At 62.5% G+C, this 24,397-nt stretch carries 23 protein-coding genes and 1 pseudogene; 13 read left to right on the plus strand and 11 right to left on the minus strand.

What is annotated here, in order from left to right:
* Window positions 1–313: 313 nt before the first annotated feature.
* Window positions 314–1,804, plus strand: a complete 1,491-nt coding sequence (locus tag ATK23_RS12760) for a SulP family inorganic anion transporter (protein ID WP_066143178.1) — start codon at window positions 314–316, stop codon at window positions 1,802–1,804.
* 9 nt (window positions 1,805–1,813) lie between these two features.
* Here ATK23_RS12760 and ATK23_RS12765 read toward each other — a convergent pair whose 3' ends face one another.
* A complete protein-coding gene (locus ATK23_RS12765; RefSeq protein WP_157801659.1) occupies window positions 1,814–2,854 on the minus strand; it encodes a GGDEF domain-containing protein in 1,041 nt (346 codons plus the stop codon).
* 130 nt (window positions 2,855–2,984) lie between these two features.
* On the opposite strand from ATK23_RS12765, the gene ATK23_RS12770 reads away from it, so the two are divergent.
* Window positions 2,985–3,680, plus strand: a complete 696-nt coding sequence (locus ATK23_RS12770) for an EAL domain-containing protein (protein ID WP_066143172.1) — start codon at window positions 2,985–2,987, stop codon at window positions 3,678–3,680.
* Here the strand turns inward: ATK23_RS12770 and ATK23_RS12775 are convergent.
* The 3 genes from ATK23_RS12775 to ATK23_RS12785 form a co-directional block, all read right to left on the minus strand.
* A complete protein-coding gene (locus tag ATK23_RS12775) occupies window positions 3,642–3,863 on the minus strand; it encodes a hypothetical protein (protein ID WP_223308829.1) in 222 nt (73 codons plus the stop codon). The two genes, ATK23_RS12770 and ATK23_RS12775, sit on opposite strands and share 39 nt — an antisense overlap.
* Complete coding sequence (locus tag ATK23_RS12780; RefSeq protein WP_245858417.1) at window positions 3,860–5,299, minus strand: glycosyltransferase family 2 protein; 1,440 nt, start codon at window positions 5,297–5,299, stop codon at window positions 3,860–3,862. The genes ATK23_RS12775 and ATK23_RS12780 overlap by 4 nt, the downstream gene beginning before the upstream one ends.
* Before the next feature lie 167 nt (window positions 5,300–5,466).
* Window positions 5,467–7,080 carry an AMP-binding protein gene (locus ATK23_RS12785; RefSeq protein WP_066143169.1) on the minus strand — a complete coding sequence of 538 codons (1,614 nt, stop codon included), beginning with the start codon at window positions 7,078–7,080 and terminating at the stop codon, window positions 5,467–5,469.
* A 210-nt stretch (window positions 7,081–7,290) separates the two neighbouring features.
* Between ATK23_RS12785 and ATK23_RS16475 the strand changes: the two genes are divergently transcribed.
* Window positions 7,291–7,635 (plus strand): hypothetical protein, encoded by a 345-nt coding sequence (locus tag ATK23_RS16475; RefSeq protein ID WP_170040998.1) that lies wholly within the window; start codon window positions 7,291–7,293, stop codon window positions 7,633–7,635.
* A pseudogene (locus tag ATK23_RS12790) lies at window positions 7,629–7,922 on the plus strand (dioxygenase family protein); the annotation flags it as partial. The gene ATK23_RS16475 and the pseudogene ATK23_RS12790, both read left to right, overlap by 7 nt.
* Window positions 7,923–8,021: 99 nt before the next feature.
* On the opposite strand, the gene ATK23_RS12795 reads toward ATK23_RS12790, so the two are convergent.
* A complete protein-coding gene (locus ATK23_RS12795) occupies window positions 8,022–8,363 on the minus strand; it encodes a DUF1801 domain-containing protein (RefSeq protein ID WP_236641135.1) in 342 nt (113 codons plus the stop codon).
* A gap of 207 nt (window positions 8,364–8,570) precedes the next feature.
* On the opposite strand from ATK23_RS12795, the gene ATK23_RS12800 reads away from it, so the two are divergent.
* Both ATK23_RS12800 and ATK23_RS12805 read left to right on the plus strand, forming a co-directional pair.
* A complete protein-coding gene (locus tag ATK23_RS12800; RefSeq protein ID WP_066143166.1) occupies window positions 8,571–9,071 on the plus strand; it encodes a hypothetical protein in 501 nt (166 codons plus the stop codon).
* A gap of 144 nt (window positions 9,072–9,215) precedes the next feature.
* Entirely contained in the window at window positions 9,216–10,775 is a 1,560-nt protein-coding gene (locus ATK23_RS12805) for an HNH endonuclease signature motif containing protein (protein WP_083515643.1), read from the plus strand.
* A 259-nt stretch (window positions 10,776–11,034) separates the two neighbouring features.
* Here the strand turns inward: ATK23_RS12805 and ATK23_RS12810 are convergent, their stop codons facing one another.
* The 3 genes from ATK23_RS12810 to benA form a co-directional block, all read right to left on the minus strand.
* The gene (locus ATK23_RS12810) at window positions 11,035–12,486 is read right to left on the minus strand and encodes a helix-turn-helix domain-containing protein (RefSeq protein WP_157066413.1); all 1,452 of its coding nucleotides are present in this window, start codon (window positions 12,484–12,486) and stop codon (window positions 11,035–11,037) included.
* Window positions 12,487–12,633: 147 nt separating this feature from the next.
* A complete protein-coding gene (benB, locus tag ATK23_RS12820) occupies window positions 12,634–13,164 on the minus strand; it encodes a benzoate 1,2-dioxygenase small subunit (RefSeq protein WP_052253961.1) in 531 nt (176 codons plus the stop codon).
* 18 nt (window positions 13,165–13,182) lie between these two features.
* Window positions 13,183–14,541: a benzoate 1,2-dioxygenase large subunit gene (benA, locus tag ATK23_RS12825; RefSeq protein WP_066143155.1), complete on the minus strand. Its 1,359-nt coding sequence runs from the start codon at window positions 14,539–14,541 to the stop codon at window positions 13,183–13,185.
* Between the two features lie 238 nt (window positions 14,542–14,779).
* Here benA and ATK23_RS12830 point away from each other — a divergent pair, with 238 nt between their 5' ends.
* Together ATK23_RS12830 and ATK23_RS12835 are read left to right on the plus strand one after the other, a co-directional pair.
* Window positions 14,780–16,198 carry an MFS transporter gene (locus ATK23_RS12830; RefSeq protein ID WP_066143152.1) on the plus strand — a complete coding sequence of 473 codons (1,419 nt, stop codon included), beginning with the start codon at window positions 14,780–14,782 and terminating at the stop codon, window positions 16,196–16,198.
* Complete coding sequence (locus ATK23_RS12835) at window positions 16,167–16,592, plus strand: DUF1801 domain-containing protein (protein WP_066143149.1); 426 nt, start codon at window positions 16,167–16,169, stop codon at window positions 16,590–16,592. Before ATK23_RS12830 ends, ATK23_RS12835 begins: the two co-directional genes overlap by 32 nt.
* A gap of 15 nt (window positions 16,593–16,607) precedes the next feature.
* On the opposite strand, the gene ATK23_RS12840 is transcribed toward ATK23_RS12835, so the two are convergent.
* Together ATK23_RS12840 and ATK23_RS12845 are read right to left on the minus strand one after the other, a co-directional pair.
* Window positions 16,608–17,012: a hypothetical protein gene (locus ATK23_RS12840; protein ID WP_157066412.1), complete on the minus strand. Its 405-nt coding sequence runs from the start codon at window positions 17,010–17,012 to the stop codon at window positions 16,608–16,610.
* Window positions 17,013–17,100: 88 nt separating this feature from the next.
* On the minus strand, window positions 17,101–18,210 hold the full coding sequence (locus ATK23_RS12845) for a hypothetical protein (protein ID WP_066143144.1): 1,110 nt from the start codon (window positions 18,208–18,210) through the stop codon (window positions 17,101–17,103).
* A gap of 401 nt (window positions 18,211–18,611) precedes the next feature.
* On the opposite strand from ATK23_RS12845, the gene ATK23_RS12850 reads away from it, so the two are divergent.
* The 5 genes from ATK23_RS12850 to ATK23_RS16480 all read left to right on the plus strand — a co-directional run bounded on the left by ATK23_RS12850 (window position 18,612) and on the right by ATK23_RS16480 (window position 23,337).
* Window positions 18,612–19,388, plus strand: coding sequence for an electron transfer flavoprotein subunit beta/FixA family protein (locus ATK23_RS12850; RefSeq protein ID WP_066143436.1), 777 nt, complete (start codon window positions 18,612–18,614; stop codon window positions 19,386–19,388).
* Between the two features lie 14 nt (window positions 19,389–19,402).
* Entirely contained in the window at window positions 19,403–20,383 is a 981-nt protein-coding gene (locus ATK23_RS12855) for an electron transfer flavoprotein subunit alpha/FixB family protein (protein ID WP_066143141.1), read from the plus strand.
* Between the two features lie 5 nt (window positions 20,384–20,388).
* Window positions 20,389–22,278 (plus strand): cytochrome b/b6 domain-containing protein, encoded by a 1,890-nt coding sequence (locus ATK23_RS12860; RefSeq protein WP_083515642.1) that lies wholly within the window; start codon window positions 20,389–20,391, stop codon window positions 22,276–22,278.
* 102 nt (window positions 22,279–22,380) lie between these two features.
* Window positions 22,381–23,037 carry a class I SAM-dependent methyltransferase gene (locus ATK23_RS12865; protein WP_066143138.1) on the plus strand — a complete coding sequence of 219 codons (657 nt, stop codon included), beginning with the start codon at window positions 22,381–22,383 and terminating at the stop codon, window positions 23,035–23,037.
* 138 nt (window positions 23,038–23,175) lie between these two features.
* Entirely contained in the window at window positions 23,176–23,337 is a 162-nt protein-coding gene (locus tag ATK23_RS16480) for a hypothetical protein (protein WP_167550517.1), read from the plus strand.
* Between the two features lie 124 nt (window positions 23,338–23,461).
* Here the strand turns inward: ATK23_RS16480 and ATK23_RS12870 are convergent, their stop codons facing one another.
* Window positions 23,462–24,268, minus strand: a complete 807-nt coding sequence (locus tag ATK23_RS12870; protein WP_066143135.1) for an IclR family transcriptional regulator — start codon at window positions 24,266–24,268, stop codon at window positions 23,462–23,464.
* Window positions 24,269–24,397: the final 129 nt, after the last annotated feature.

Genomic DNA, 24,397 nt, shown 5'->3' on the forward strand with positions numbered 1-24,397 from the left:
CAACTCCCGCTGGGCAACCGGCGGGAGTTGCTTGTTAACCAGAAGCCTCCCGCCCGATGCATGGCCTACGCGCAGTGCATGCTTATTGCATCCACAGAATGCCGTTCTACAGTTTTAAGTACCTCATGAAGGTGCGAGTGATGATCGAGAATTCCCGGCCGAAGTCTTCGGCCGGGAATTCGATCTTCAGCTCCCCGTGCGCCTCGTGTAGCGCAGATCTCCGACATGTCCGGGCTCTGGCAACCTCCGGTGCGATAACGTAGACGGGTTCCCACTTTGCTTTCCCTGGGATACCTGACGAAACGGAGCCCCGGTGAGTACCGCGACCGCTGAATTGACGCCCCTGCAACGGCAGTCGGTGCTGCGCACCCTCAAGTCCCCGCGGCTGCTGAAAACCGAACTGCTCGCCGGCCTGGTCGTTTCCCTGGCACTGATCCCCGAAGTCATCGCGTTCACCGTGATCGCCGGGGTGGACCCGCGCGTAGGCATCTTCGCCTCCTTCACCATGTCGGTGGTCATCGCGATCGCCGGCGGGCGCCCGGCCATGATTTCCGCCGCCGCCGGCGCGGTGGCACTGGTGGTCGCCCCGCTGGTGCGCACCCACGGAGTGGAATACCTCTTCGCGGCGGTGGTGCTGGCCGGCATCATCCAGGTCACGCTGGCTGTGCTGGGCGTGGCCAAGCTGCTGCGCTTCATTCCGCGCCAGGTGATGATCGGTTTCGTCAATGGCCTGGCCATCTCGATTTTCTGGGCGCAGATGCCCGAGCTGCGCAATGTCCCGTGGATGGTCTACCCGCTGGTGATCCTCGGCGTCGCCATCGTCTGCTACTTCCCGAAGATCACCAAGGCGGTCCCGGCGCCGCTGATCGCCATCGTGGTGCTCACCGCGATCACCATCTTCGCGAAGGTCACCGTTCCGACCGTGGGCGACAAGGGGGAACTGCCTGATTCGCTGCCGATCTTCCACCTGCCCGGGGTGCCCCTGGATATGGAGACGCTGCAGATCATCGCACCCTATGCGATCGCGGTGGCTTTCGTCGGCCTGCTCGAATCCCTGCTGACCGCCAAGCTGGTCGATGACATCACCGACACCCCGTCGAGCAAGACCCGCGAGTCCTGGGCGCAGGGCACCGCGAATATCGTCACCGGGTTCTTCGGCGGGATCTGCGGCTGCGCGATGATCGGCCAGACCATGGTGGGCGTGAAGGTCTCCGGCGGGCGCACCCGGATCTCCACGGCCTTCGCCGGCATCTTCATGCTGCTGCTGGCCGTGCTGCTCGGCGACATCGTCGCCCGGATTCCGATGGCCGCGCTGGTCGCGGTGATGATCGTGGTTTCGGCCACCACCTTCAACTGGCATTCCATTCGCCCGAGCACGCTGAAAATGATGCCCAAGAGCGAAACTTTCGTCATGGCCATCACCGTGGCGCTCACCGTGATCACCAGCAACCTCGCCATCGGCGTGGGCGCGGGCATCCTTGCGGCCATGGTGCTCTTCGCCAATCGCGTGGCGCATATGGTCACCGTGGACCGCAGCGCTACCGAAGATTCGGCCGTGTACAAGGTCAACGGCGAGCTGTTCTTCGCTTCCTCCAACGACCTGTACATGCAGTTCGACTACGCGCAGGACCCCGAGAAGGTCATCATCGACATGTCCGATTCGCACCTCTGGGATGCCTCGACCGTCGCCGCCCTGGACTCGATCCGCACCAAATACGAGCACTACGGGAAGAGTGTGGAAATCCAGGGCCTGAACGAGGCCAGCCAGAAAATGCAGGACCGGTTAGGCGGCAAGCTCGGCTAGGGCCTGGACTCAGCTTTCCCCTGCGGACTTGCCGCGTTCGGCAGCACGCTGGCGCTTGGAGGCGTACATGTCCCGGTCGGCGCGCAGGATCATGGTGCTCAAGTTGTCATCGGCTCGGGCCTGTGCCGTTCCGAAGCTCCAGGCCAGCTTGGATGAGCCTTCAATGCGCTCCATCAAGAGCTGCGCCTGGCCCATCGTCGTATTGGGGAACACCAGCACGAATTCGTCTCCGCCCAATCGGCAGACCAGGTCTCCGGCACGGATCGAGCTGCGCAGATGCCGCACCAGCTCCTTCAGTGCGCGGTCCCCCGCGTCATGGCCGTCCTGGTCGTTGATCTCCTTGAATCCGTCCATGTCCAGCAACGCCACAGCCAGCGGCTTGCGGTGCTTCCGCGACGCGAGCAAGGCGGCATCTCCACGCGCCGACAGCCCGACGCGGTTCAAGGCGCCGGTCAGCGCATCAACCTGGGTTTGCTGGCGGAATCGGCGCTTGACGTAGTGGCCGACGAACATCCCAATGACTGTGAAGAAGACCAGGCTCAGCACGTTCAACGGACCGCTTTGGTGCTCGGTGCCTACGGCAGGGCCGAAGAACACCGAGTAGGGAATGGTGAAAGCCATGACAGGATAGATGGTCCACCGGGTGACCGCCGGCGGAAAGAGCCAGGACATATAGAGCGCGATGAGCGGAAATTCCTGGAGCCTGAAGACGATCTGCTCATGGTTGACCGAGAACCCCACGAAGGCGACAAAGGCCGACAACTCGGCCAGGGCCCCGAGATAGGCAATCCACAGTGGAAAACGGTCAAGCAGCATCCACACGGTGATCACCATGGCCAAGGTCCCGGCAACCCTTGCCACCGCCAGCTTCTGGATGAGCGGAGAACTGAAATCATTGCCCAGGTTAACCAGATAGAACACCAGCAGGAATGCCGCCACCATCCCGGTGACAGCAACTTCCAACCGCTTGATCCTGCGGAGCCTGGCCGGCAGCAGCCGGCTCCACCAGATTCCGTCATCGTTGGCCCGCCGGTTCCTTGTCCTGGGCATGCTGCTCCCGCTTCCTTGTGAATTCATCAGTACCGCGTATCCCTGGCCAGCTTCAGGGTAATATCACCTTCGTACCCAACAGCCTAACCAGCATCATGTTGTCAATCCGCATCTCCAGCCTAGGTAGACCATGAAGTTCGCATTCCAGCCCCTGATCAACCTGCGCTCCGACGCGTTGCTGGGCTTCGAGGCGCTGGCACGATTCAGCGACGGACGCCGGCCAGATGAGCACTTCGCCGAAGCCCGGGCCGAAGGCAATCTGCTGGCGCTGGAGCTGCACGCCCTGGAGGGCATTGTCCACGCCGCCCAGGGACTGCCCGATGGGCTGCTGCTCACCATGAATGCTTCAGGTCCGGCGATCAAGGCCTTCGCGCGCACCGCCCCGGAACTTGATCGCCGACTGGACTGGGGGCTGGAACTGCACGAGTTGTCCGCACCGGAAGTTTGCGATGCGGCCCGGATCAATGCCGATGAGCTCGGCTGCCTGCTGCTCGTTGACGATGCAGGCATCGGCTACGCGACAAGGGAGCGCATCCTGCGCCTGTTGCCGCACATCGTGAAGCTGGACCGTTCGCTGTTCATCCATTACCTGGCATCGGCCGAAGCCCGCGAGCATGTGGACATCCTGCTGGCGGCCGCCCGCGAGATCAACGCCAAGACACTGGTCGAGGGGGTCGAAATCGCCGAGCATCTTCAGCTCGCCCGCAGGCTGGACTTCGACTATGCGCAAGGCTTCTATTTCAGCCCCGGCATCGAGCTGGCGGACCTGCCCGTGGCGATGCATGAGCTACACGGACGCCTCGGGATCGATATTCCTGGTTTCTGAGCGGCGTTCGCGTCCCCGTGCGCTGCGGATCCGGATCACCGGCAGCAGCTTGGCCAAGCCCAGGACCAGATAGAGCACGGTGTTGATCGCGACGAACGAGGCGAGCACAGCGAACCAATCGCTGAGCAGCACGCTTTCGGGGAGAATGATTCCTCGCGGGATCTGGACGATGAGATTCATCATGAGATGTTTTCCTTCCGTGCGGCACCTGCGTGGTCGACATGCTTCCAATCCGCGCTGCGGGCAAAGGCGATATCCCCGACGCCCTTGAGGAATGCGAGATCAAGGAAGGCGTCGTAGACCAGCTCGGGAATCACCAGTGCGGCGACGATCCTTGCTCTCCAGCCGCCGTGCCAGACCGTGACAACGCGTTCGACAGCAAAGAGCGCGCCCAGCAGCATCCAGAACGGGAACCACACCCAGGTGTCCATGGAGATCAGCATGATGATCATCAGCGCGAAATAGCTGAACAGCGCGATCACGCCATAGCCGATGCCGATCTGCTGCGCCCAGTACCGGGAGGTCTGCGCGGTGACTCCGTAAGCGCCCAGGTTCTCCAAGGCGCCTCGCTGCCAGCGTAGCCGCTGCGCCCACAGCATCTTCCAGTTAGGCATCAGCTCGGTGACCACCGTGCAGTCCTGCGGCGACGTGGTCAGCGCGCCGAGGGTTTTCAGCGCGATGGTCAGCTCATTGTCTTCGGTCAAGGCAGCCGTGTCATAGACCTCGCCGGGGGTTCCCGGAAGCACGCTGCCGCGCGCAGCCGCCACCTCGCGCAGGGCCGAGGCGCGGAATACCGAGGCCGTGCCGGTGAGCACGAAGACCCGGCCGTCGCGGCGCGAGATTTCGCGTTGGTAGCGGGTGTATTCGTTGCGCTGGAATTGGCCGATCAGCCCGTGGCCTTCTTCACCGTGGAACAGCCCGCCCACCGACATCAGCGCGCGGTCCCAGGTGAAGCGGTCCCGGGCGGTTGCCAGGAAGTCCGCGCCGATCTGGCTGTCGGCATCCATCACCATGATGCAGTCGTTATCGCCCATCCCGGGCAGGATGGCGTGCAGCGCCTGGTTCAGCGCCCCGCCTTTCTTGTGCTTGTTCTCCACCGATTCGAACACCTCGACCCCGTGCTCGCCGGCGACCTGCACGGTCCGGTCGGTGCAGTTGTCGGCCACCACGATGATCCGCGATGGCTTGAAGCTCTGCTCCTCCAGGGCCTTCAGGGTGTATGGCAGGGAAGCTTCTTCATTGTGCGCCGGAATCAGCACGGTCACGGTGACCGGTCCTGCGTAGACGCCTCGGGTGCGGGCCATCACCGCCTTGGGCGCCAGCGGCCGGCTCGATTTCTCGATCGGCGTCCGGCGATAACGCCAGGTGACCAGACGCTCGCCCAGGACCACCAGCAGCACCAGGATCACCGCGGCGGCAACGGAGAAAACCAGGATCGGCAAATCGGGCAGTTCGGAGCTGTAGAAGGTTGTCCAGAGCCTTCCGATGTGGACCTCGATCGGGTTCCACATGCCCACCGGGCGTTCGGCGATGCTCAGCGCCCACACCAGCAGCGAGGCCGCGAGAACCACGACCACGATCACACCGATGCCCACCAAACGGCTGAAATGTTTCTGCACGCACGCACCCCATTTACGTCAAGAATTCCTTGTCGCCCCCGAGGTTAGCCCACGGAAGCCACTTGGAAAACTAGCATGCAGGAAATTCCCGGGCGCAGTATTTATGCTGAAGCTCACCTCCACCCAAAGCATCGCTGTGGCTCGCTGACCTGGCTGGCGGCGGGCGGCTACAGTTCAAGCCTTTTCGCCGCGTCCTCGCGCAACTGGTTCTTGCGGATCTTCCCGGTGACGGTGGTCGGGAAATCCTGCAGGATCTGCACGTAGGCGGGGATCTTGTAGTGCGCCAGATGCCCGGTGCAATACTCGCGGATCGCCGCCGCATCCAGCGGCTCGCGTCCTGCCTTCATGCGGATGCAGGCGCAGATCGCCTCGCCGTACTTCTGATCGGGCACCCCGATCACCTGCACATCCTCGATATCCGGATGCTTGTAGAGGAATTCCTCGATTTCCGCCGGGTAGATGTTCTCCCCGCCGCGGATCACCATGTCCTTGATGCGCCCGACGATGGTGCAGTAGCCGTCCTCGCGCATCACCGCCAGGTCCCCGGTGTGCATCCATCCCTCCTCGTCGATGGCCGCCCGGGTCTTCTGCTCGTCGTTCCAGTAGCCGAGCATCACCGAGTAGCCGCGGGTGCAGTATTCGCCGGTTTCCCCGCGTTCCAGGGTTTCGCCGCTGACCGGATCCACCACCTTGATCTCCACATGCGGGTGCACCCGGCCGATGGTGGCGGTGCGGCGCTCGAGATCGTCGTCGCTGCGGGTCTGGCAGGACACCGGGGAAGTCTCGGTCATGCCGTAGGCGATGGACACCGCGTTCATCCCCATGTCATCGACGCAGCGGCGCATCACCTCGATGGGGCAGATGGACCCGGCCATGATGCCGGTGCGTAGCGAGGAGAGGTCGTGGTCCTTGAAGCTGGGATGGTTCTGCATCGCGATGAACATCGTCGGCACCCCGTACAACCCGGTGCACTTTTCCTCGGCCACCACCCGCAACGTGGTTTCGGCATCGAAGCCCGGGGCCGGAATGACGATCGTGGTGCCCCGGCTGGTGCAGCCCAGGTTGCCCATGACCATGCCGAAGCAGTGGTAGAACGGGACCGGGATGCACAGTCGGTCGTGCTCGTCCAGGTCTATCATTCCGGTGACCTGGTAGCCGTTGTTCAGGATGTTGCGGTGGCTGAGCACCGCGCCCTTCGGGTAGCCGGTGGTGCCCGAGGTGTACTGGATGTTGATCGGGTCCTCCGGCTTGGTGGCAGCCAGGCACCGGGACAGTTCCTCGTCGCTGATGCGCTCGCCTTCGGCCAGCAGTTGCTCGAAGTCCGCGGTGTCCACGTAGATAACGCGTTCAAGTTCAGGGGTGTCGGCGCGCGTCGCGTCCACCATCGCACGGTAGTTGCTGGTCTTGAATTCGGAGACCGCCAGCAGCAGGCGCACCCCCGAATGGTTGACCGCGTAGGCGTACTCATGGGTGCGGTAGGCAGGATTGACATTGACCAGGATGACGCCGATTTTCGCGGTGGCGTACTGCGCGAAAACCCATTCGGCGCAGTTCGGCGCCCAGATGCCCGCCCGGTCCCCCGCCTGCAGGCCGGCGGCCAGCAGGCCCTTGGCCAGGCGGTTGATCTGCGCGTCCAGTTCGCTCCAGCTCCAGCGCCGTCCGGTGGCGGCTTCGACCAGTGCTTCTGCCGGCCCGAAGCGGGACGCCGTGCGTTCGAAGTTGGCTCCGATCGTCTCTTCGATCAGCTGCGGTTCGCTCTCGCCCTGGGCATAAGCCTTCATCTGCGTACCCCTTCATGGATCGCCTCGTCGGAATCTTCGCGGGCACAAAATCTGTGCACAGCGTCACATTCACACCCTAGCCGCACCCTTTCCCGCTGCCAAGCACCGGTGCGACCTGCGATTTCAAGATTGAAGCTGCGCCCTGAGATCGGAGGACAGCTCGGTGAAGCATGGCAATCTCTTCAACTCCTCGGCGATTGCCTTGATGCCTTGCTCCGCCAGCAGGAGCGCTCCATCGAGATGCTCCAGCAGCTCTTGCTCGCCGAGCTGTCCGGCTCCGTTGAGGCTGATGACGCATCCCCGGTCCCAGCGGATCGAGACCCGGGTGCCATCGTCGAACTCGGCGAACTCGTCGACTTCAACGCCAACCTAGTCCCGGCTACCGGTCGACGAACAAGCGCCCCTGGGCGTGCACCTGGCGCCGACCGCGACAAGAACACCGGTGCTCCCGTTCCGCTTTACCCATGTTGCTGTCCGCGGCGCGACACCGGCAGGACCATAAGCCATCTCTTCCATATCCCTCCCTGCCAGTACGGCAAGTCCATTCATACTTGATCAACACGATGCAGCCGGCTCCGTACCAGATTCCGACCGACGGCGCCTGCGGCCAGCTGATCGCCGCCGCCGGTTGGCACGCTTGGCGCCCAGCCCACCTGCACCTGAAGGTTTCGGCACCGGGCCACGAGCTGCTCACCGCCCAGCTGTACTTCCCGGGCGACGCGCACAACGACGATGACATCGCCACCGCGGTCAAGCCGGAACTGATGCTCGACGTGCAGCCAGCCGAATCCGGCAACGGCAAGCAGGTCACCTACGACTTCGTGCTCGACCCAGTCAAGTAAGCCCCCGCGCGGCCAGGCAAGCGGAAGGCCTCGGCAGGAATGTTCCTGCCGAGGCTTTCCGTGCATTTGAACGGCTCCGGGCGTTGCCGCTGCCTTGGATCAGCCAGCCGCCTTTTTCACCAGCTCGCGGATCCTGTCTTCCGTTGCAGCATCCAGCGAGGTGATGGTCCACGCGACTGGATGCATGTGCGCGCCGTCCTCGTAGGCGGGATTCACCACCTCGCCAAAACCGAAGGCAACGAAGTCCTTGTCAGGCTTGATGTAGCAGACATCCTTGCCGTCCCGGACATAAAAGGGAAGTCCCCAGCGGACGATCGGCTCCAGCGACGGTGCGCTTTCCACGATGATGGCATGCAGCCGCTCGGCAATCTCGCGATAAGGCGCTGGAGCCGCACTGAGCTTGGCCAGGACAGCGGCGTCGCCCTTCTTGGTGAAGATCATTTCTAGTCCCCTTATAGACAATTGGCGCTGCATGGCAGCGTTTGGTGATGTCGCTTGCGCGATCGCTGCGCTTTCCCGATCGGCACATAATGCACTTTACCGATTCGGGGCCTCTGCTTCACGGACTTCTGCAATGCAATACCGGCACTCGGCGCACGAGCTGCTAGCAATGCCAAGTATTTCGTTTGCACGCTGTAGGCTACCGGCATGCGCAAGCTTCTAGCCACCACCGGTGCCGCCATCATCGTGGCCTACGCGGTTTACGGCGCACTGCTCATGAACAATTGGGCAGTGGTCGCAGCCAGTGGAATCCCCCTGGATGAGACCATCGTGCAGATGGCCGCCATGGACCAGGATTACGATTCGCTCGGAGGTTGGGTCTTCGCAGCAATCGGAATTGCCCTCGCCATCTCCTGGCTCGTTTCCGTCATCGCGTCCCGTCGCAAGCTACCCGCTTGGGCCGCTATTGGGACATGGAGCCTGATCGTTGCTCTCGGCGCACCGGCCTATTTCTTCGCCTCCTTCGCCAACATGAACTCCGTGGGCGATACCTTTGCCGATTGGAACGCCGGCGCCGCTGCTGATCTGGAAGAGCCCCTGTACATCGCCAGCATCCTCGCCTTGGCCTTGCTGGCTGCCATGGGAATCCTTGGCCTCCGTGCGGCTTTGACGCGCCCGCCACGCCCTCTGGCTCAAGCAAGCAGATAAAACCACAGCCACTGCTCCATTCCCGGTACTGGGGGTTTTTCACCAGAATCCACATGGATAGCTTTTCGCAGAAACTTTCGAGATATTATCCACAATTCGAAAATAACCAGAACACATAGTCGATGTATCGCGGGAAAGTAAATCATGACTACTCCCGCATATTTAGAAGATAACGACGGTGAACACCGCCTGCCACTGCGACCACCGGGCACCCGCACAGAGTCGCACAAGACCTCCCCGTTCGCTGCTCAGCGCGAGCACCAGATGTTCTTCGGCCCCCTCAAGAAAATTGCCAATGAGCTCTACGATGCCGGCCCGGTCAACGGCCCCGGGGACGCATTGGAACGCTTGCAGAAGATCCAGCGCCTCCTGAGCAGCGTCGAAGCTGTCATCTGCGTCTTGCTGGCGGATTCGGTCGAACAGGTCAGCGAATCATTCAGCGATTTCATAGCCACGGAAAATACCCACACGGCAGAGGAAGAAGCTGAAGCCCGAAAGAGCGCCGCATACTACGGCGTGGACCGTGGAAGCGAGCAGACCATCAACTCCAACCTCATCGCCGAGGCGGCTGTCGCGTTGAGGGAAAGCCCGCGCAAAGTCGGCAAGCGGATGTTCCACGCCAAAGGATTGCGCCATGTCTGCAAAACCACGCTCCTCGCGCTGGCCGCCGGCGAGATCACTGCCAAGGCCGCCCACGACATCGTCAAGTACTCCCAAGACCTCGGCCCTGGGCAAGTCTCGCTCATGGAACAGACCCTTCTGCCTCTGGCAAGGACCGCCAGCGACGAGACCGTCTACCAGCGCGCCCGCCGCCTTCATGACCGGCTGAACCCCGACTCTGCCGAGAACCGGCAGAAGGACGCCATGGCCGCCCGCAACGTCAAGGTCTGGAATGACGAGGATGGCATGGCCACCTTGCAGTTGCATCACCGCGCTGATGTCATCCACTCAATCCGCAATTCGATCAAGCAGGCGGCCGCCCAGAGCACTGATCCCAAAGATCCGCGCACCCAAACCCAGCTTGAGGCCGATGCCCTTGCAGACGTATATCTGAATGGATGGCCCGGAATGGAGGGCATGCCGCTGAAGCCACGGGTATCCATCACGATACCGGCCGTGGAAATGCTCGCGAATCCCACTCGCGCCCTTGCCGATCTGGAAGGCCACGGACCCATCCCAATCGGGGTAGCGTTGGAACTCGCGGCAGACGCTCCATCATTCCAGCGCGTGCTGACCGACCCATGGACGGGCGCCGCAATTGACGTGGAACCCAAGAAATACCGGCCTTCGCAGGGGTTGCGCGATTTCCTGCGTCACCGCGACCAGCATTGCGGTTTCCCGGGTTGCCGTCGCCCAGCCGACCGATCAGAAATAGACCACATTGAAGCGTTTGGGCAAGGCGGCCACACGACCCGGCGAAACACCCATCTGTTGTGCAAGCAGCATCAGATGTTCAAGCACGCCCTAGGGTGGAAGGTCTTCGCCTGCCCTGATGGCTCCAAGACGTGGGTGTCTCCGCACGGGCTGCGGTCAATCACGATCCCTGAGAGCGTAGCCAACGTGGCGAACTTTGATCATGTCAACGATCATTGCCCGCAGCGAACATCGGACGACGCAGCTCACAAGGTGCATTTGACCCCCGAAGTGCGGCGCGTGCTGGGCCTTGGCCAAGATGAAGACCTGCCCGACACTGGGACCGGCTAGCACCGGTCGCCCGCTGTGAATTTTGAGTGACAGATTTTTTCAGTCACTAGAACCGCCACACCACCCATAACCCCACAGGAGCAACCGCGATGATTCGCGTTGCTCAGCTGGCTGCCGCCTGCATCAAGTCCTGCCTGCGTCCCCTTCAAGCGATACGACATGAATGAAAAAAATTTTCAGTCACTGCACGCAGGACAACCCGCACTGCGGATGACTCGGCTGTCGTTCGTGAATGAAAATTCTTATCAGCCAAGAAGCACTATTCGTCTTGGCCAAAGCGTGCCAAAGCAGCAAGCTCTGTACGGTTGGAGACCGACAGTTTCGTGTAGATCTTGGTCAGGTGGTATTGCACTCTTTTGGTACCGATATACAGTTCTTCAGCTACACGTCGGTTGCTTGCGCCTTCGCACACCAGCTTGGCCACGGCTTGTCCCTGAGCGGTCAGCGTCGACCAGTCAGCGCTTTCCTTGCGCAGCATCCCGGTGCCACTTGCCCGAAGCTCACGCGTGCAGCGGTCGATGTACACGGTTGCATCGAAGTGCGTGGAAAGCGCCAGCGCGCGGGTCAACGAAGCAACGCATTCAGCCCACTTGCCGGCCCGGCGCAAGCACTGGCCGTAGTAGAAATCGATGATCGCCCGATGGTAGACCGACCCGACGCCCTCCGAACGGCGGATGGCATCTTCAAAGACAAGGCGGGCGGCGTCGATATCACCGCGAGCTGCCAGCAAGGTGCCCTGCACACTCAGGAAGCGGGCAGCTCCGCTTTGGTGGCCTGAAGCAAGGGCGCTCTCCAGTAGTGGCTGGATGAAATTGTCGGCCTCATCAAGGCGTTCACAACGTATGAGCGCCAAGGCATATGTATCTGGCCAGGTCCAGAAGCCTGCCTGGTCTATGCCCCGGGTGCGGTCCAGCCGTAGCAGCGGCTCCAGCGCACGCACGACCTCATCGTAGTTGGCCTGCGCCCCGACGATCTCGGCCCGCGCCATCCGGTAGGGCATCTCCATGATGGCATAGCTGCCGGTGCGAGCCCACGACTTGCGCAAATGCAGATCCGCCTGTTCCCAATTGCCGCGCAACGCGTGGATTTGCGCCGCGGTCATTTGGATCAGCGGACGCAGGATCTGGATTTCAGAACGTTCCTGCAGGGCTTGTGCGGATCGGACTGTTTCCAGCGCTTGGTCCCAATCGCCCATGAGGAATTCTGCCCGGGCCGACCAGGCTCTGGCCCACAGCGAGATGCGCAGCGATCCGTCGCAGAAGTCCGTGGAGTTGGCAGAGGAAAGCTCATGCCTGGCCAGTTCAACGCGATCGGTCGCGAGGTAGACCCAGCCCAGCGACATTTCCGCGCGCTGGCGCTGGGCTCCTGTCGGCAACGTGGACAGCAGGCCCATCAAGAGCTTCTCGCCTTCATCGAGCCGGCCCATCATGGCCAGGGCTAGTCCTTGGATGGCTGCATTTTCGATGGCCAGCGGGCTTCCCACCTGGTCAAGGCGCAGCGATGGCTCAGCCCAGTCGATGATCCTCTGCCCTTTGAGTCGGCACAGGGAATCGAGGACTCGGCGTTGCGCGATCACTGCCATCGCATCGTTGTCGTGCTCCTGCACCGCGTTCTGCCAGGCGCTGGAGAGCCAGCGCTCCGCGGTGTTGGCCTTGCCTTGCAGGATGGAAATGTATCCGGAAAGCACGTCCCGCTCCGGGCTGCTTTCCAAGCTCGCCAACTGGTGCGCGAAGGTTTGCGCCCGCGGCAGCTCAGGCGAGTGCTACCTGATGGGACAGGGCATGCTCATTTCACAAATTTCGGCGATGGGTGAGTTGGCGGGGCTTGCACTGGCCCCGCCGCCCACGGAGGTGTCGCTTTAGATGTGGTAGATGTCCACCACGTGGTGGATGTAGTCGTTCTTCAGGACGACCTTCTTCGCGGTGATCACCGGTGCGGTGCCGGAGTAGTCGATGGTGTAGAACGAGGTGCCGAAGTAGGTGTCCACATTCTGGTAGCGGTAGTAAAGGGTGAACCAGTTGAAGCGGATGTCCACCTTGTCCCCGTCGACCGACAGGATCTCCACGTTGGTGATGTTGTGGCCGGTGCGCGGCTCAGGCAGCGAGGTGGCCGAGGAGCGGTCGGTCTTGATGCGGAAGACACGGTCTTCCAGGCCGCCGCGGTTCGCGTAGTAGATCAGCGAGATCTCGCGCTGCGGGTCTTCGGTCAGCTGCTCGTCGTCGGCCCACGCAGGCATCCAGAAGGTGGCTTCCGGGTGGTAGCAGTCCAGCCAGCGGTCGAAGTCGCGGTCGTCGAGGAAGCGGGCTTCCTGGTAGAGGAACTGCGCGATGTCCGCGGTGGTGATTGCGCCGTTGGACGTCGGCGCCTCGGTCAGTGCAATGGTGCTCACCTGTTTGCCCCTTCGGCCTTAGTTCTGTGCTGCGCGTTCGTTGTCCACGGCCTGGCGCATGCTCTGCAGCCAGTAGCCGTGCTGGATCGGGCACAGGCCCTCGTCCTCGGTGCGGGCGCCGGAGGAGATGGGCTTCAGCCCCACCTTGTCGGCGTTCTCGTCCGGACCGGTGATCTGGTGGGCCTGGCCGCGCGAGAGGTCGTTCCACTGGGCCGCGGTGGCCAGGTAGGTCTTCTGGCAGGAGCGGAATTCTTCCAGGTCATCCGGGGTGGCCATGCCCGAGGCATTGAAGAAGTCCTCGTACTGGCGGATGCGGGCGGCGCGCGCGGCGTCCGATTCGCCCACCGGGGCGAAGCAGTAGATGGTCACCTCGGTCTTATCCACGGAGATCGGGCGGAAGACGCGGATCTGCGAGCCGAACTGGTCCATCAGGTACACGTTCGGGTACAGGCACAGGTTGCGCGAGATGCCGATCATCCAGTCGGCCTTGGCTTCGCCGAACTTGGCGACCAGCTCGTCGCGCTTCTCGGCCAGCGGGCGGTTGGCAGGGTCCAGCCATTCGGTCCACAGCAGCAGGTGGCCGTGCTCGAAGGAGTAGTAGCAGCCCTTCTGCTTGTCCCAGCCGCCGGCATCCATGGTCTTGGTGTCATTCGAGGATTCGCCGTTGGCGCGGCGGGCCTGGGTGGCTGCATAGTTCCAGTGGGTGGCCGAGACGTGGTAGCCGTCGGCGCCGTTTTCCGCCTGCAGCTTCCAGTTGCCGTCATAGGTGTAGGTCGAGGCGCCGCGCAGCACTTCCAGCCCCTGCTCGGACTGGTCGACCATCATGTCGATGATCTTGGTGGCCTCGCCCAGGTGCTCTTGAAGCGGCAGGACATCGGCGTTCAGCGAGCCGAAGAGGAAGCCGCGGTAGTTCTCGAAGCGGGCGACCTTGGTCAGATCGTGGGAGCCGTCCTTGTTGAACTGCTCCGGATAGCCGGCGCCGCGCGAGTCCTTGACCTTGAGCAGCTTGCCCGAGTTGTTGAAGGTCCAGCCGTGGAAGGGGCAGGTGAAGGTGGTGCGGTTATCAGTCTTGCGGCGGCAGAGCATGGCTCCGCGGTGGCTGCAGGCGTTGATCAGGGCGTTGAGTTCGCCCTGCTTGTTGCGCGAGATGATGATGGGCTGGCGGCCGATGTTGGTGGTGTAGTAGTCGCCGATGTTCGGGATCTGGGATTCGTGGGCCAGGTATACCCAGTTGCCTTCCCAGATGTGCTTCATTTCCAGCTCGAAGATCTCTTTGTCGGTGAAGATATTTCGATTGGCGCGGAACTCTCCGGTTTCCGGGCTGCCAACCAGGGCGTTATCCAGCAGGCTGGATACCTCGTTCAGGGTCTCGGTCATGGCGTGGTGTGCTCCGTCCATTCAATGCTCGTCAAAAGGGGAAAACCGCTGCAGCCGGTTTGCATGGATTCAACCTTGGCAGAAAGTGCGGGCGGTCACACTAGGGCTATGCCTAGGCTTGGGCTAGGCATCTGACTACTATGTTTTCGATCGTCTGAGTCAACACCTGTTGCCTATCAATGCATCGGCGTATTCTTTGATACGAGCACCAGCCCACTTTTTGCAAAGCAGGCTCCCCATGCGCGATGAAGGCCCCACGAATCATCCGCTGGCCGGCAGCGGCAACCCCGAGGTTCCGCCGCAGGGCCAGCGCTCATTCATGCACATTCTGGTGAATACCGCCGTTGCGAACCTCACCACCAGCTACCTGTGGTTCGCGTTGACCTTCTGGGTGTACCTGGAAACCGAGAACGTCATGGCCACTGGCATCATCGGCGGCGCGTTCATGCTGCTGATCTCCCTGTTCTCCATGGTTTTCGGGACCATCGTGGACAACCACCGCAAGAAATCGGTCTTCGTCTTCTCCGCGCTCATCACCGCGGTGGCCTTCAGCCTGGCCGGGCTGATCTACCTCGTGCTGCCCACCGAAGACATCCTGGACATCGGCGGGTGGCAGTTCTGGATCTTCTGCCTGGTCATCCTGTTCGGCGCGATCGTCGAGCAGATGCGCGGCATCGCCCTGTCCACGACCGTCACCCTGCTGATCCCGGTCGAGCGCCACGCAAATGCCAACGGGCTGGTGGGCACGGTGCAGGGCATCGCCTTCATCGTCACCAGCGTGTTCTCAGGGCTGTCCATCGGGCTGCTGGGTATGGGGTGGACGCTGGCCATCGCCATCATGCTGGTGGTGATCACGATGCTGCACCTGCTGGGCATCTCCATCCCGGAGGAGGAGCCGGAAAAGGAGGAGGGGCGCACCAAGACCAGCGACCTGCGCCTGGGCTTCACCACGGTAATGGCCATTCCGGGACTGTTCGCCCTGATCATCTTCTCGATGTTCAACAACTTCATCGGCGGCACCTATATGGCGCTGATGGACCCCTACGGGCTGACCATCATGCCGGTCGAGGCCTGGGGCATCGCCTTCGGGCTGGCTTCCACCGGCTTCATCGTCGGAGGCCTGGCCATCGCCAAGTTCGGCTTGGGGGCCAACCCGATCCGCACCATGCTCCTGCTGGTGGCCGTCATGGGATTCCTCGGCGCGATCTTCACCATCCGCGAGTGGACCTGGCTCTATGTGCTGGGCATCTGGTTCTACATGATGCTGATTCCCGCGGTGGAAGCCTCGGAGCAAACGGTGATCCAGAAGGTGGTCGCCTTCCGCCGCCAGGGCCGGGTATTCGGCTTCGCCCAGATGCTAGAAGCTGCGGCGGCCCCGATTACCGCCTTCCTGATCGCGCCAATAGCCCAGTACCTGGTCATCCCGTTCATGCGTTCGCCCGAGGGCGATGCCCAGTTCGGCTGGCTGGTGGGGCAAGGCGAGGCGCGTGGCATCGCTTTGATCTTCCTGGCCGGCGGGCTGATCATGATTGTGGTGGCGCTGCTGGCCATGGGCACCGGCCAGTATCGCAAGCTGTCGGCAATTTTCCAGGCAGAATCGCCTGCTGCACCCGAGGAGGCATCACTTGCCAACAAGTCAGAAGACCCTTCCGACTGACGCCAGCGTTGAGGAGTTCATCGAGGCGGCAACCCCGGACAAGCGCCGGATTGACGGCCATGAGCTGGACCGCATCTTCCGCGAAGCCACCGGCGAGCGGCCGGTGATGTGGGGCCCGAGCATGATCGGCTACGGAAGCTATACCTATATCTCCCCTGCCAATGCGCGCACCACCGGCATCTGGCCCAAGACTGGCTTCTCGCCGCGCAAGGCCCAGCTGTCGCTCTATGGCCTGAAGGATCTGCCCGAAGGGGCCGAGCTGCTGCCGCAGCTGGGCAAGTACACCGAAGGAGCCGGCTGCGTGTACGTGAAGAAGCTGGAGGATATCAACCTGGACGTGCTGCGCAAGCTGATCGGCATTGCCGCCTCGCGGCAGGACGACCAGGCGCAATAGCGGGCCGATGTGGCGCTATCTGGCCAGTCGAGCTTTGCTCAAGCGCCTGAGGGCGACGCAGGAACTTGCGACTGCCCCCATCACAATCACTGCTGCGCCGGCGATGAGCGAGACGGTCATCGGCACCTGCGGGCTGGCGGATTCGGGGAAGGCCCCAAAGAGCAGAAGCGTCCAGAAAAAGCCCGGAATCACACCGGCCGCCAAGGAAACGAGGCTCAGCAATAGCGCATGCAGCCAACGTTCGCTGGCGCTGCCCAGCCATGCCATGACGGCGGCAATGGCAAGCCAAGGAAGCATCGGGAAGGCCAAGGGGAACCAGAGGTCGGGCTCAGCCCACCAGGCAGCTCCGGCGATCAAGGGATCAGCGATCATCAGCAACACCGCGAAGAGGATTCCGCTGACTGCTGCGAGCCACCTCATGGACCTTTCGCTCGTCCTGGCCACGGCAGGTCCGCCTATCTGCAACTAGAGCATTCCTTCTTGCCTTGAGCTGCCTTGCTGTACTGCTTTATTCGGCTTCTTCGAAGAAGACCTCGACCTCGGTGATGCCGGCAGAGATGACCGGAACCAGGCGCTCGTCGATGCTGTAGTGCTCGCCATCCTTGGAAATCAGGCCGTAGTCGGCCAGGGAATCCATGGCCGTCCGAGCTTCTGGCAGCACCTCATCGTAAATCTTCGGGCCGCAGTTGCGGCGCAGGCCTTCCAGGTCCCCTTCGCGTCCGGTGGATGCGGTGACCAGCAGGTTGCGCAGCACCAGGTAATGGGCTTCATCGCGCAGGGTGACATCGAAGGTCGGGTTCAGGTGCGCCTGGACACAGCCGACAGCCATCTCGAAGAGCAACTGCGCGCTGCCCGCTTCCTCGCCGGCCACCAGCAGGTCGTAGGCGTCCGGGTCGGTGCGCAGCACCGAACCGTCGGACTCCACGACTGACATGCGCCCGGCACTCCAGATGTAATTGAAAGCCAGTGGCGCTGGACCGCTAGGGTCGAAGGTTTCAGCATCCAGGCCAACGGCGTTGAGCACCTTGGCGCGCGGGGCTTGCGCCTCTGCGGAGAAGTCTTCCATGTCCACGCCCTCGGCCAGCGCCTCTGCATAGGCCTTGACCTGGGTGAACAGCTTGGTTCCGCGCAGCAATTCGCACAGTTCCGCATCGCCTTCGGCGAAGCCGTTGAGGGTGTCTTCCAGCATCTCGCGCAGGGCTTCGAGGTTTTCCGCTGGACCCTGCCAGAGCTTGCGGTCATCGACGAAGTTGAAGTACTCCAGCCAGGTGGTGAAGATCGGTTCCGGCGCCAATGATTCCGGTAGGTTGCCAAGGTGCATGGCCAGGGTCTCGCCGAAGACATCGACGTCCATGTCGAACAGGTTGGAGCTGCGGGCGTTGTCGGCGTACTCGCCGGCGATCTGGCCGATGAGGTCCGACTGCATGCCCGCTGCCTGTGACGCCTGTTCGGCAGTGAACACAGGGACCTGCTCCGCGACCCAAGCCGTGTAGTCGCCGCGAAGTGCGTCGACCTGCGCTTCAGCCTGGATCTTGAACACGCTGCGGCCGCGAACTGCCGCCTTGGCAGGATTTCCTGCGCCCGAATTCTTCTTGCCTTGACGCTTCTTGCTGGCCATGAGCCGTCCTTTAATTCCGAAATTGGTCTCTGGTTAAAGCCTACGGTGCCCACCCGGAACCGGGCGAAAAGCGCGATGCGGCTCACCTGCTCAGAAACGCGTTCGGATACCCCGACGATCTGTAGACCATTTGTCCTTCAACATGCTCACTTGCTGTTTTCTTGTCCACTTTCATTGACCATTGGCGCTTGATCCGACAAGATAAACAGCAGAGACGAATGTAGCCTACGACACAATACTTCGAGTTCTGCAGGATATCTGCGACGGGGTGCATTAATGAACTTGGATTTCCTAGTAGTTTCGTCGGCGAGCATGGCCTAGGTCCGTGGAACTCGGAATCATGGATGGCTTCCGGCACTCGGAGGTTCGGGCGGAAACTGCTGCGATAAGAGGAGAAAATGATGAAGATCGCGGTTCTGATCAAAGAAGTCCCGGATACCGGAGAAGACCGCCTGCTGGATCTGGAGACCGGCCTGGCTGATCGCGCCGCTTCAGAAGTGGTGCTCGATGAAATCGGCGAACGGACCTTGGAAGTCGCGTTGAAGCACGCTGACGCGAATCCTGGAACCGATATCACCGTGCTGACCATGGGGCCGGAATCGGTCCAGGCCACCTTGCGCAAGGCCTTGGCCATGGGCGCCGCCGACGCCGTGCACATCAATGATGAAGAGCTGCTCGGAGCCGATCTGGTGCTCACCGCGCAGGTGCTTGCGGCGGCTTTGCGCCGGGGCAATTACGACCTGATCCTCGCCGGCAACATGTCCACCGACGGTTCGGCGGGCATGCTCCCGGTGATGCTGGCCGAGCTGCTTGATCTTCCAGCCGCGACGTCCCTGTCCTCGGTGGACATTGCCGACGGCGCGATCAGCGGCTTGCGCGAGCTCGATGGAGCCGCGGCCAAAGTCAGCGCTCCGCTGCCGGCGGTCGCTTCGATCACCGAAGCATTGCCCGATGCCCGCTTCCCGAATTTCAAGGGCATCATGGCAGCCAAGAAGAAGCCGATCGAATCCTTGTCCCTGGCGGACTTGGGCGTCGAGGCGCTGCCTGCCGATACCGCGCGTTCCATCATGGTTTCGGTGGCACAGCGCCCGCCGCGCACCGCTGGGACCATCGTGACCGATGACGGCGAAGCCGGCAACGCCTTGGCCGAATTCCTCGTCAAGAACAACCTGGTGTGAGCGGAAAGAGAACCATGACTGATTTTGCTGCTGATTCAATTCTCGTTTTCCTCGAGACCACCACTGCCGGCACGCTGGCCAAGAACCACGCGGAGCTGCTCGGTGCAGCCTCCACCGTGGGCACCCCGGTCGCTTTGGTGACCGCCCCGGCAAGATCCGTTGAAACCCTGGCGGAACAAGCCAGCCAGGCTGGCGCCGCGCAGGTGCTCACCGCAGTTGTCGAGTCGCCGGTGCTGACCGCGCCGATGGCTGACGCGCTGCAGCAGGCCTTCGCCGTAGTCCAGCCGCAAGCGGTGATCCTGGGGCATACCCTGACCTCGCGCGAAGTGGCAGCACGCTTCGCGGTGCGCAACCGCTTGGCGCTCAGCGTGGATGCCCTCGGCGTTTCGCGCGATGACCAGGGAATCATCGCAGCCCACTCGATATACGGCGGCGCGTACTCGACCCACAGTGCCCCGACCTTCGGCGCTCCGGTGATTACCGTGCGCGTGGGCAGCATCGAAGAACGCGCCCAAGCCCAGCCGGCGAGCGCCACCGCCCTGGAGGTCGCCGCAAGCGGCAAGCCGGAGGTCGAGGTCAAGGAACTGGAAACTGCCGATACGGCATCGACCCGTCCCGAGCTGCGTTCCGCAGAGCGCGTGGTTTCCGGAGGTCGCGGCCTGGGCAGTGCCGAGCAGTTCGAACTGGTGCACCAGCTAGCCGATGCCCTGGGGGCAGCAGTGGGCGCTTCGCGCGCCGCCGTGGATGCCGGCTACGTCGAGCATGCCGCGCAAGTAGGCCAGACCGGTGTTGCGGTCTCGCCCCAGCTGTATGTCGCGCTGGGCATCTCAGGAGCCATCCAGCATAAGGCAGGCATGCAGACTGCCAAGACCATCGTTGCCATCAACAAGGACGCCGATGCACCGATCTTCGAGATCGCCGACTTCGGTGTGGTCGGCGATGTCTTCAAGGTCGTTCCGCAGCTGATTTCCGCGCTTGAAGCACGCAAGGCGTAATTGCCATGAATGCACCTGAGCACTCCATCCGGCAGGGCCTGCCCCGCGTGGCCGGCGGCGAGCCCTGGCCTCCGTCCGAACTGTTCGCTTCCGTGGCAGCCACCGCTGACGCAACAGTTGCGGAGCCCACGAAGGCTGAGCCAGTTGCCGAGCCCGTTCTCGAACAGCCCGTCAGCTCACCTGCTCCCGTCGAGCCAACGCCTGCCGAAACACCTGCTGCTGCCGCGGCCAGCGCTGCGTCCGCGCAGACTGTTGCCGGCCAGGCACCGGCACCTGGATCGCTGCGCCGGGGTCTGCCACGAGTTGCCGGCGGCGAGCCATGGCCTCCTGCAGGAATTCCTGTTGTCGCGAGCGCTCCGGCTGCCGCAACGCAGCAGGTGTCGGCGGCTGAACCAGCTTCCGAGCCGGCAACCACGCCGGTCGCCGAACCGGCGAAGACATCAACGGTTGAAGCGGCGCCGGCAGCCAGCGAACCAGTTCCCCCGGCGAATGCGGCACCGGCCGCGGCGAATACCAGTGCAGATGCACCGGCAGTTCGCCGCGGACTTCCGCGGACCGCTGGTGCAGAAGCCTGGCCGCCAAGTTCATTCGTGGCTGCACCCGTAGCCGCAGCGGCCCCGGCAGCATCTGCGGCACCTGCGGAACCTGCGGAACCTGCAGCCAGCGTCCCAGAAAACGTTGCTGTTGCTGCCCCGGTTGCGCCAGCTCCCGTTGCTGAAGACGCCCAGGCCGCACCGGCCTCACCTCCGAAGACCGAGCCAACGCCAGCAGAGCCGGCCAGCCAGGCGTCCAGTGCGACGGCCGCTCCCTCGGCCACGGCAGATGAAACGCCAGCAGCCCCTGCGCGTACCCGCATGGGCATGCAGCAGTCTGCGGCTCCGGCGGAGCCAGCAGTGGCGGCAGAAAAGGCATCTTCCGCAAAGCCTGCAATCACCCCGAAGCCCCAGGCCTCGGCAAAGGGCAAGAAGGAAGCGGTCAAGCATGGTCCGCTGACCACCAAGCAGTGGGTACTCGCTGGAATCGTCGGCGCGTTCGCCGCATTGGGCCTGGCCACTGCCGTGGTGCTCATTGCCCGCGGCATTGCCGGAATCGATGGGGTCGAGTCCTTCATGGAACGCTACCCGGGCGAATACCATCTGCCGGAATCAGCACCCATCGGCTTCCCCGGCTGGCTGGCATGGAACCACTTCTTCAACTTCTTCCTCATGGTCCTGATCATCCGCTCGGGCATGCTGGTCAGGCATCAAAAGAAGCCGCCTGCCTATTGGTCGTCGAAGCGCAGCCCTAAGGTGAGCATCAACCTCTGGCTGCACCAGGGCCTTGACCTGCTGTGGCTGGTCAATGGCTTGGTGTTCCTCGTGCTGCTGTTCGCCACAGGCCACTGGATGCGCATTGTCCCGACATCGTGGGAGGTCTTCCCGAATGCGATCTCGGCGGCCTTGCAATACCTGACGCTGGATTGGCCTACCGAAAACGGCTGGGTGAACTACAACTCGCTGCAGCAGCTGGCCTACTTCACCACCGTGTTCATTGCCGCTCCGGTAGCGGCGATCACCGGTTACCGGATGAGCGCATTCTGGCCCAAGAACGTGCCGAACCTGACCAAGAAGTACCCGATTGAGGTAGCCCGAGCCCTGCACTTCCCCACCATGCTGTACTTCGTGCTGTTCATCCTGGTGCACGTGATACTGGTGTTCTCCACCGGGGCGCTGCGCAACCTGAACCACATGTATGCGGCCCAGGGGTCCACCGATCCCGCCGCGTACGCGGATAACTGGGCCGGGCTGCTCTACTTCGCGCTCTCGCTGCTTGTGATCGCCGGTGCTTGGCTGGCCTGCAGGCCAATGATCCTAGCCTCCATTGCCCGCCTCTTCGGCAAGGTCAGTGCAAGGTAGAAACAATAGTTCTTGCCTCTGGCGCAAAACTGATCGCGTACGGGGCCCATCGTCAGTAAGGTCTTCAATAACGGCCTTACTGACGAATGGGGAACACCAAGGATGAGCCACCACCACGAACACCACACCACGCAACTCGACGGCGTCGCCTTCTGGGAAAACCACTACGGCCAATCCGAGCGGATCTGGTCAGGCAAGGTCAACCAGGTCATCGAGGAATTGGTTGCCCCGTTGGACGCCGGCACATCGTTGGACATCGGCTGCGGCGAGGGCGGCGACGTGCTGTGGCTGGCAGCCAATGGCTGGAAGGCTACCGGTGTGGATATCTCGCCCACCGCCGTCAAACGCGCCGCGGAAGAAGCCGCCAAGCTTGGCCTGGATGCGGAACAGGCCCGCTTCATTGCCTCGGATCTGGCCGCGTGGAATACCGGGGAGACCTTTGATCTGGTGACCTTGAGCTTCTTCCAGGCACCTTTCGAATTCCCCCGCGCCGACTTCCTGCGCAAGGCGGCAACGCTGGTCGCACCGGGCGGCCATCTGCTGGCACTGTCCCACGCCTCCTTGCCTTCCTTCGCCGGCAAGCCCGATCACCCGATGCCCGCGTTCCCCAGCCCGGAAGAGGAACTGGCGGACCTGGAGCTGGGCCCTGAGCAGTGGGAGGTGCTGTGCGCAGAGATCCGCGAACGCAGCATCATGGCACCGGACGGCGATCCTGCAACCTTGGAAGACTCCGTCGTATTCGTGCAGCGCATAGCGTGAGGAATAGGTTCTGGACGTGAAGCGGGTTGGCGCGCACTGTTGGATTGCTCAACGCTTGCTGGAAATGGAGCCATTCAGGTTTTGAAGTCCGCTGATCCTTGCTAGGTTGGCAATCCAACCAACGAAAGGGATGGATTCATGACCGAGAACAACCCTGAAGCACTGCTGAACAAGGCAGAAACCGAAGAGCCCGATACCGTTTCCGACCCTGCATTGAATGACGAAGTTGGCCAGGACTGGACCGATGAAGGCGGTGCGACTCCGCATGGGTCCGCGCTGGACGGCCGCCCGGAAAACTAGGACCGGCTGCGCAAGCAGCTAGTTCGACAAGCGCCCCTGCTTATTGACATCGCGGAGGCCGGACTGCAACTTTGCAGTCCGGCCTCCGTGGTGTTTTCCTGCCCGCCCGGGCATGCGTTTGCGGTCAGGCGCTCATCGATGCCGGGGCACTGAGTGATTCGGAGATTTTGCGCGCGGCCTGCTGCACCAGCGGGGCCAGCAGCTCCATGGCGTCTCGTCCGCGTCCCACGAGTGACAGTGCAGCAACCGGATTGCGCCGGATCTTGATCGCCGAGGCAACACAGGTGATGCCTTCATAGCTCTCGCCAGTTTCGTAGGCCAGTCCCCCGCGACGGCGGATTCGTGCAAGTTCCGAGTACAGCATGCTCGAATCATTCATGGTCTTGCCAGCATTCTGGCCCACCGCATTGGGGAAAATCTCGTCGAGGTCCTCCGGATCCATCCATGCCAGCATCGACTTGCCCAAGGCAGTCGTGTGGGCGGGATTGATCCCGCCGACGCGGGACGGAACGGCCGTCGCATTGGCGCCGCCCAGCTTGTCGAGGTAGCGGATATTCGTTCCCTCCAGGACTGCCAGGTGCACCACCTTGCCGGTTCTGATCTGCAGTTCATGCAGCAAGGGGGCCGCTTCGGTACGGATGCGGCTGCTGATCGAGTCGTTGTTGCGGTATTTCAACGAACGCCAGCCCATGCCGTAGCCGTCGGGGGTGTGCTCCAACCAGCCAATCTGCACCAACTGGTCGAGGATCCGGTGGGTGGTTGACCTCGGCAGGCCTGCGCGAATCGTGATCTCATCCAGCAGCAGGCGCGCATCCTGCGGCTCGAAGGCCTCCATGATCATTGTCATCCGGGAAACCATGGACGGCGCCTGCGAATTCGCCGGCGACGTCGGCAAACATCCGGCGGCAGGGGCAGAGGTCAGAATGCTCATTTGGAAACCTTCCTGGGGTAAAGGGATTCAAATCTTCGGGTTCGCAAAATCGTGCGGTTTGCGTCTTTGCCAACGGACCGGAAGCCTGCACCAGCCCCGCATGTGACGTCGGCCACTCTTTGTTTTCAT

The sequence above is a fragment of the Glutamicibacter nicotianae genome, assembly GCF_002797775.1.
Lineage (GTDB): Bacteria > Actinomycetota > Actinomycetes > Actinomycetales > Micrococcaceae > Glutamicibacter > Glutamicibacter nicotianae.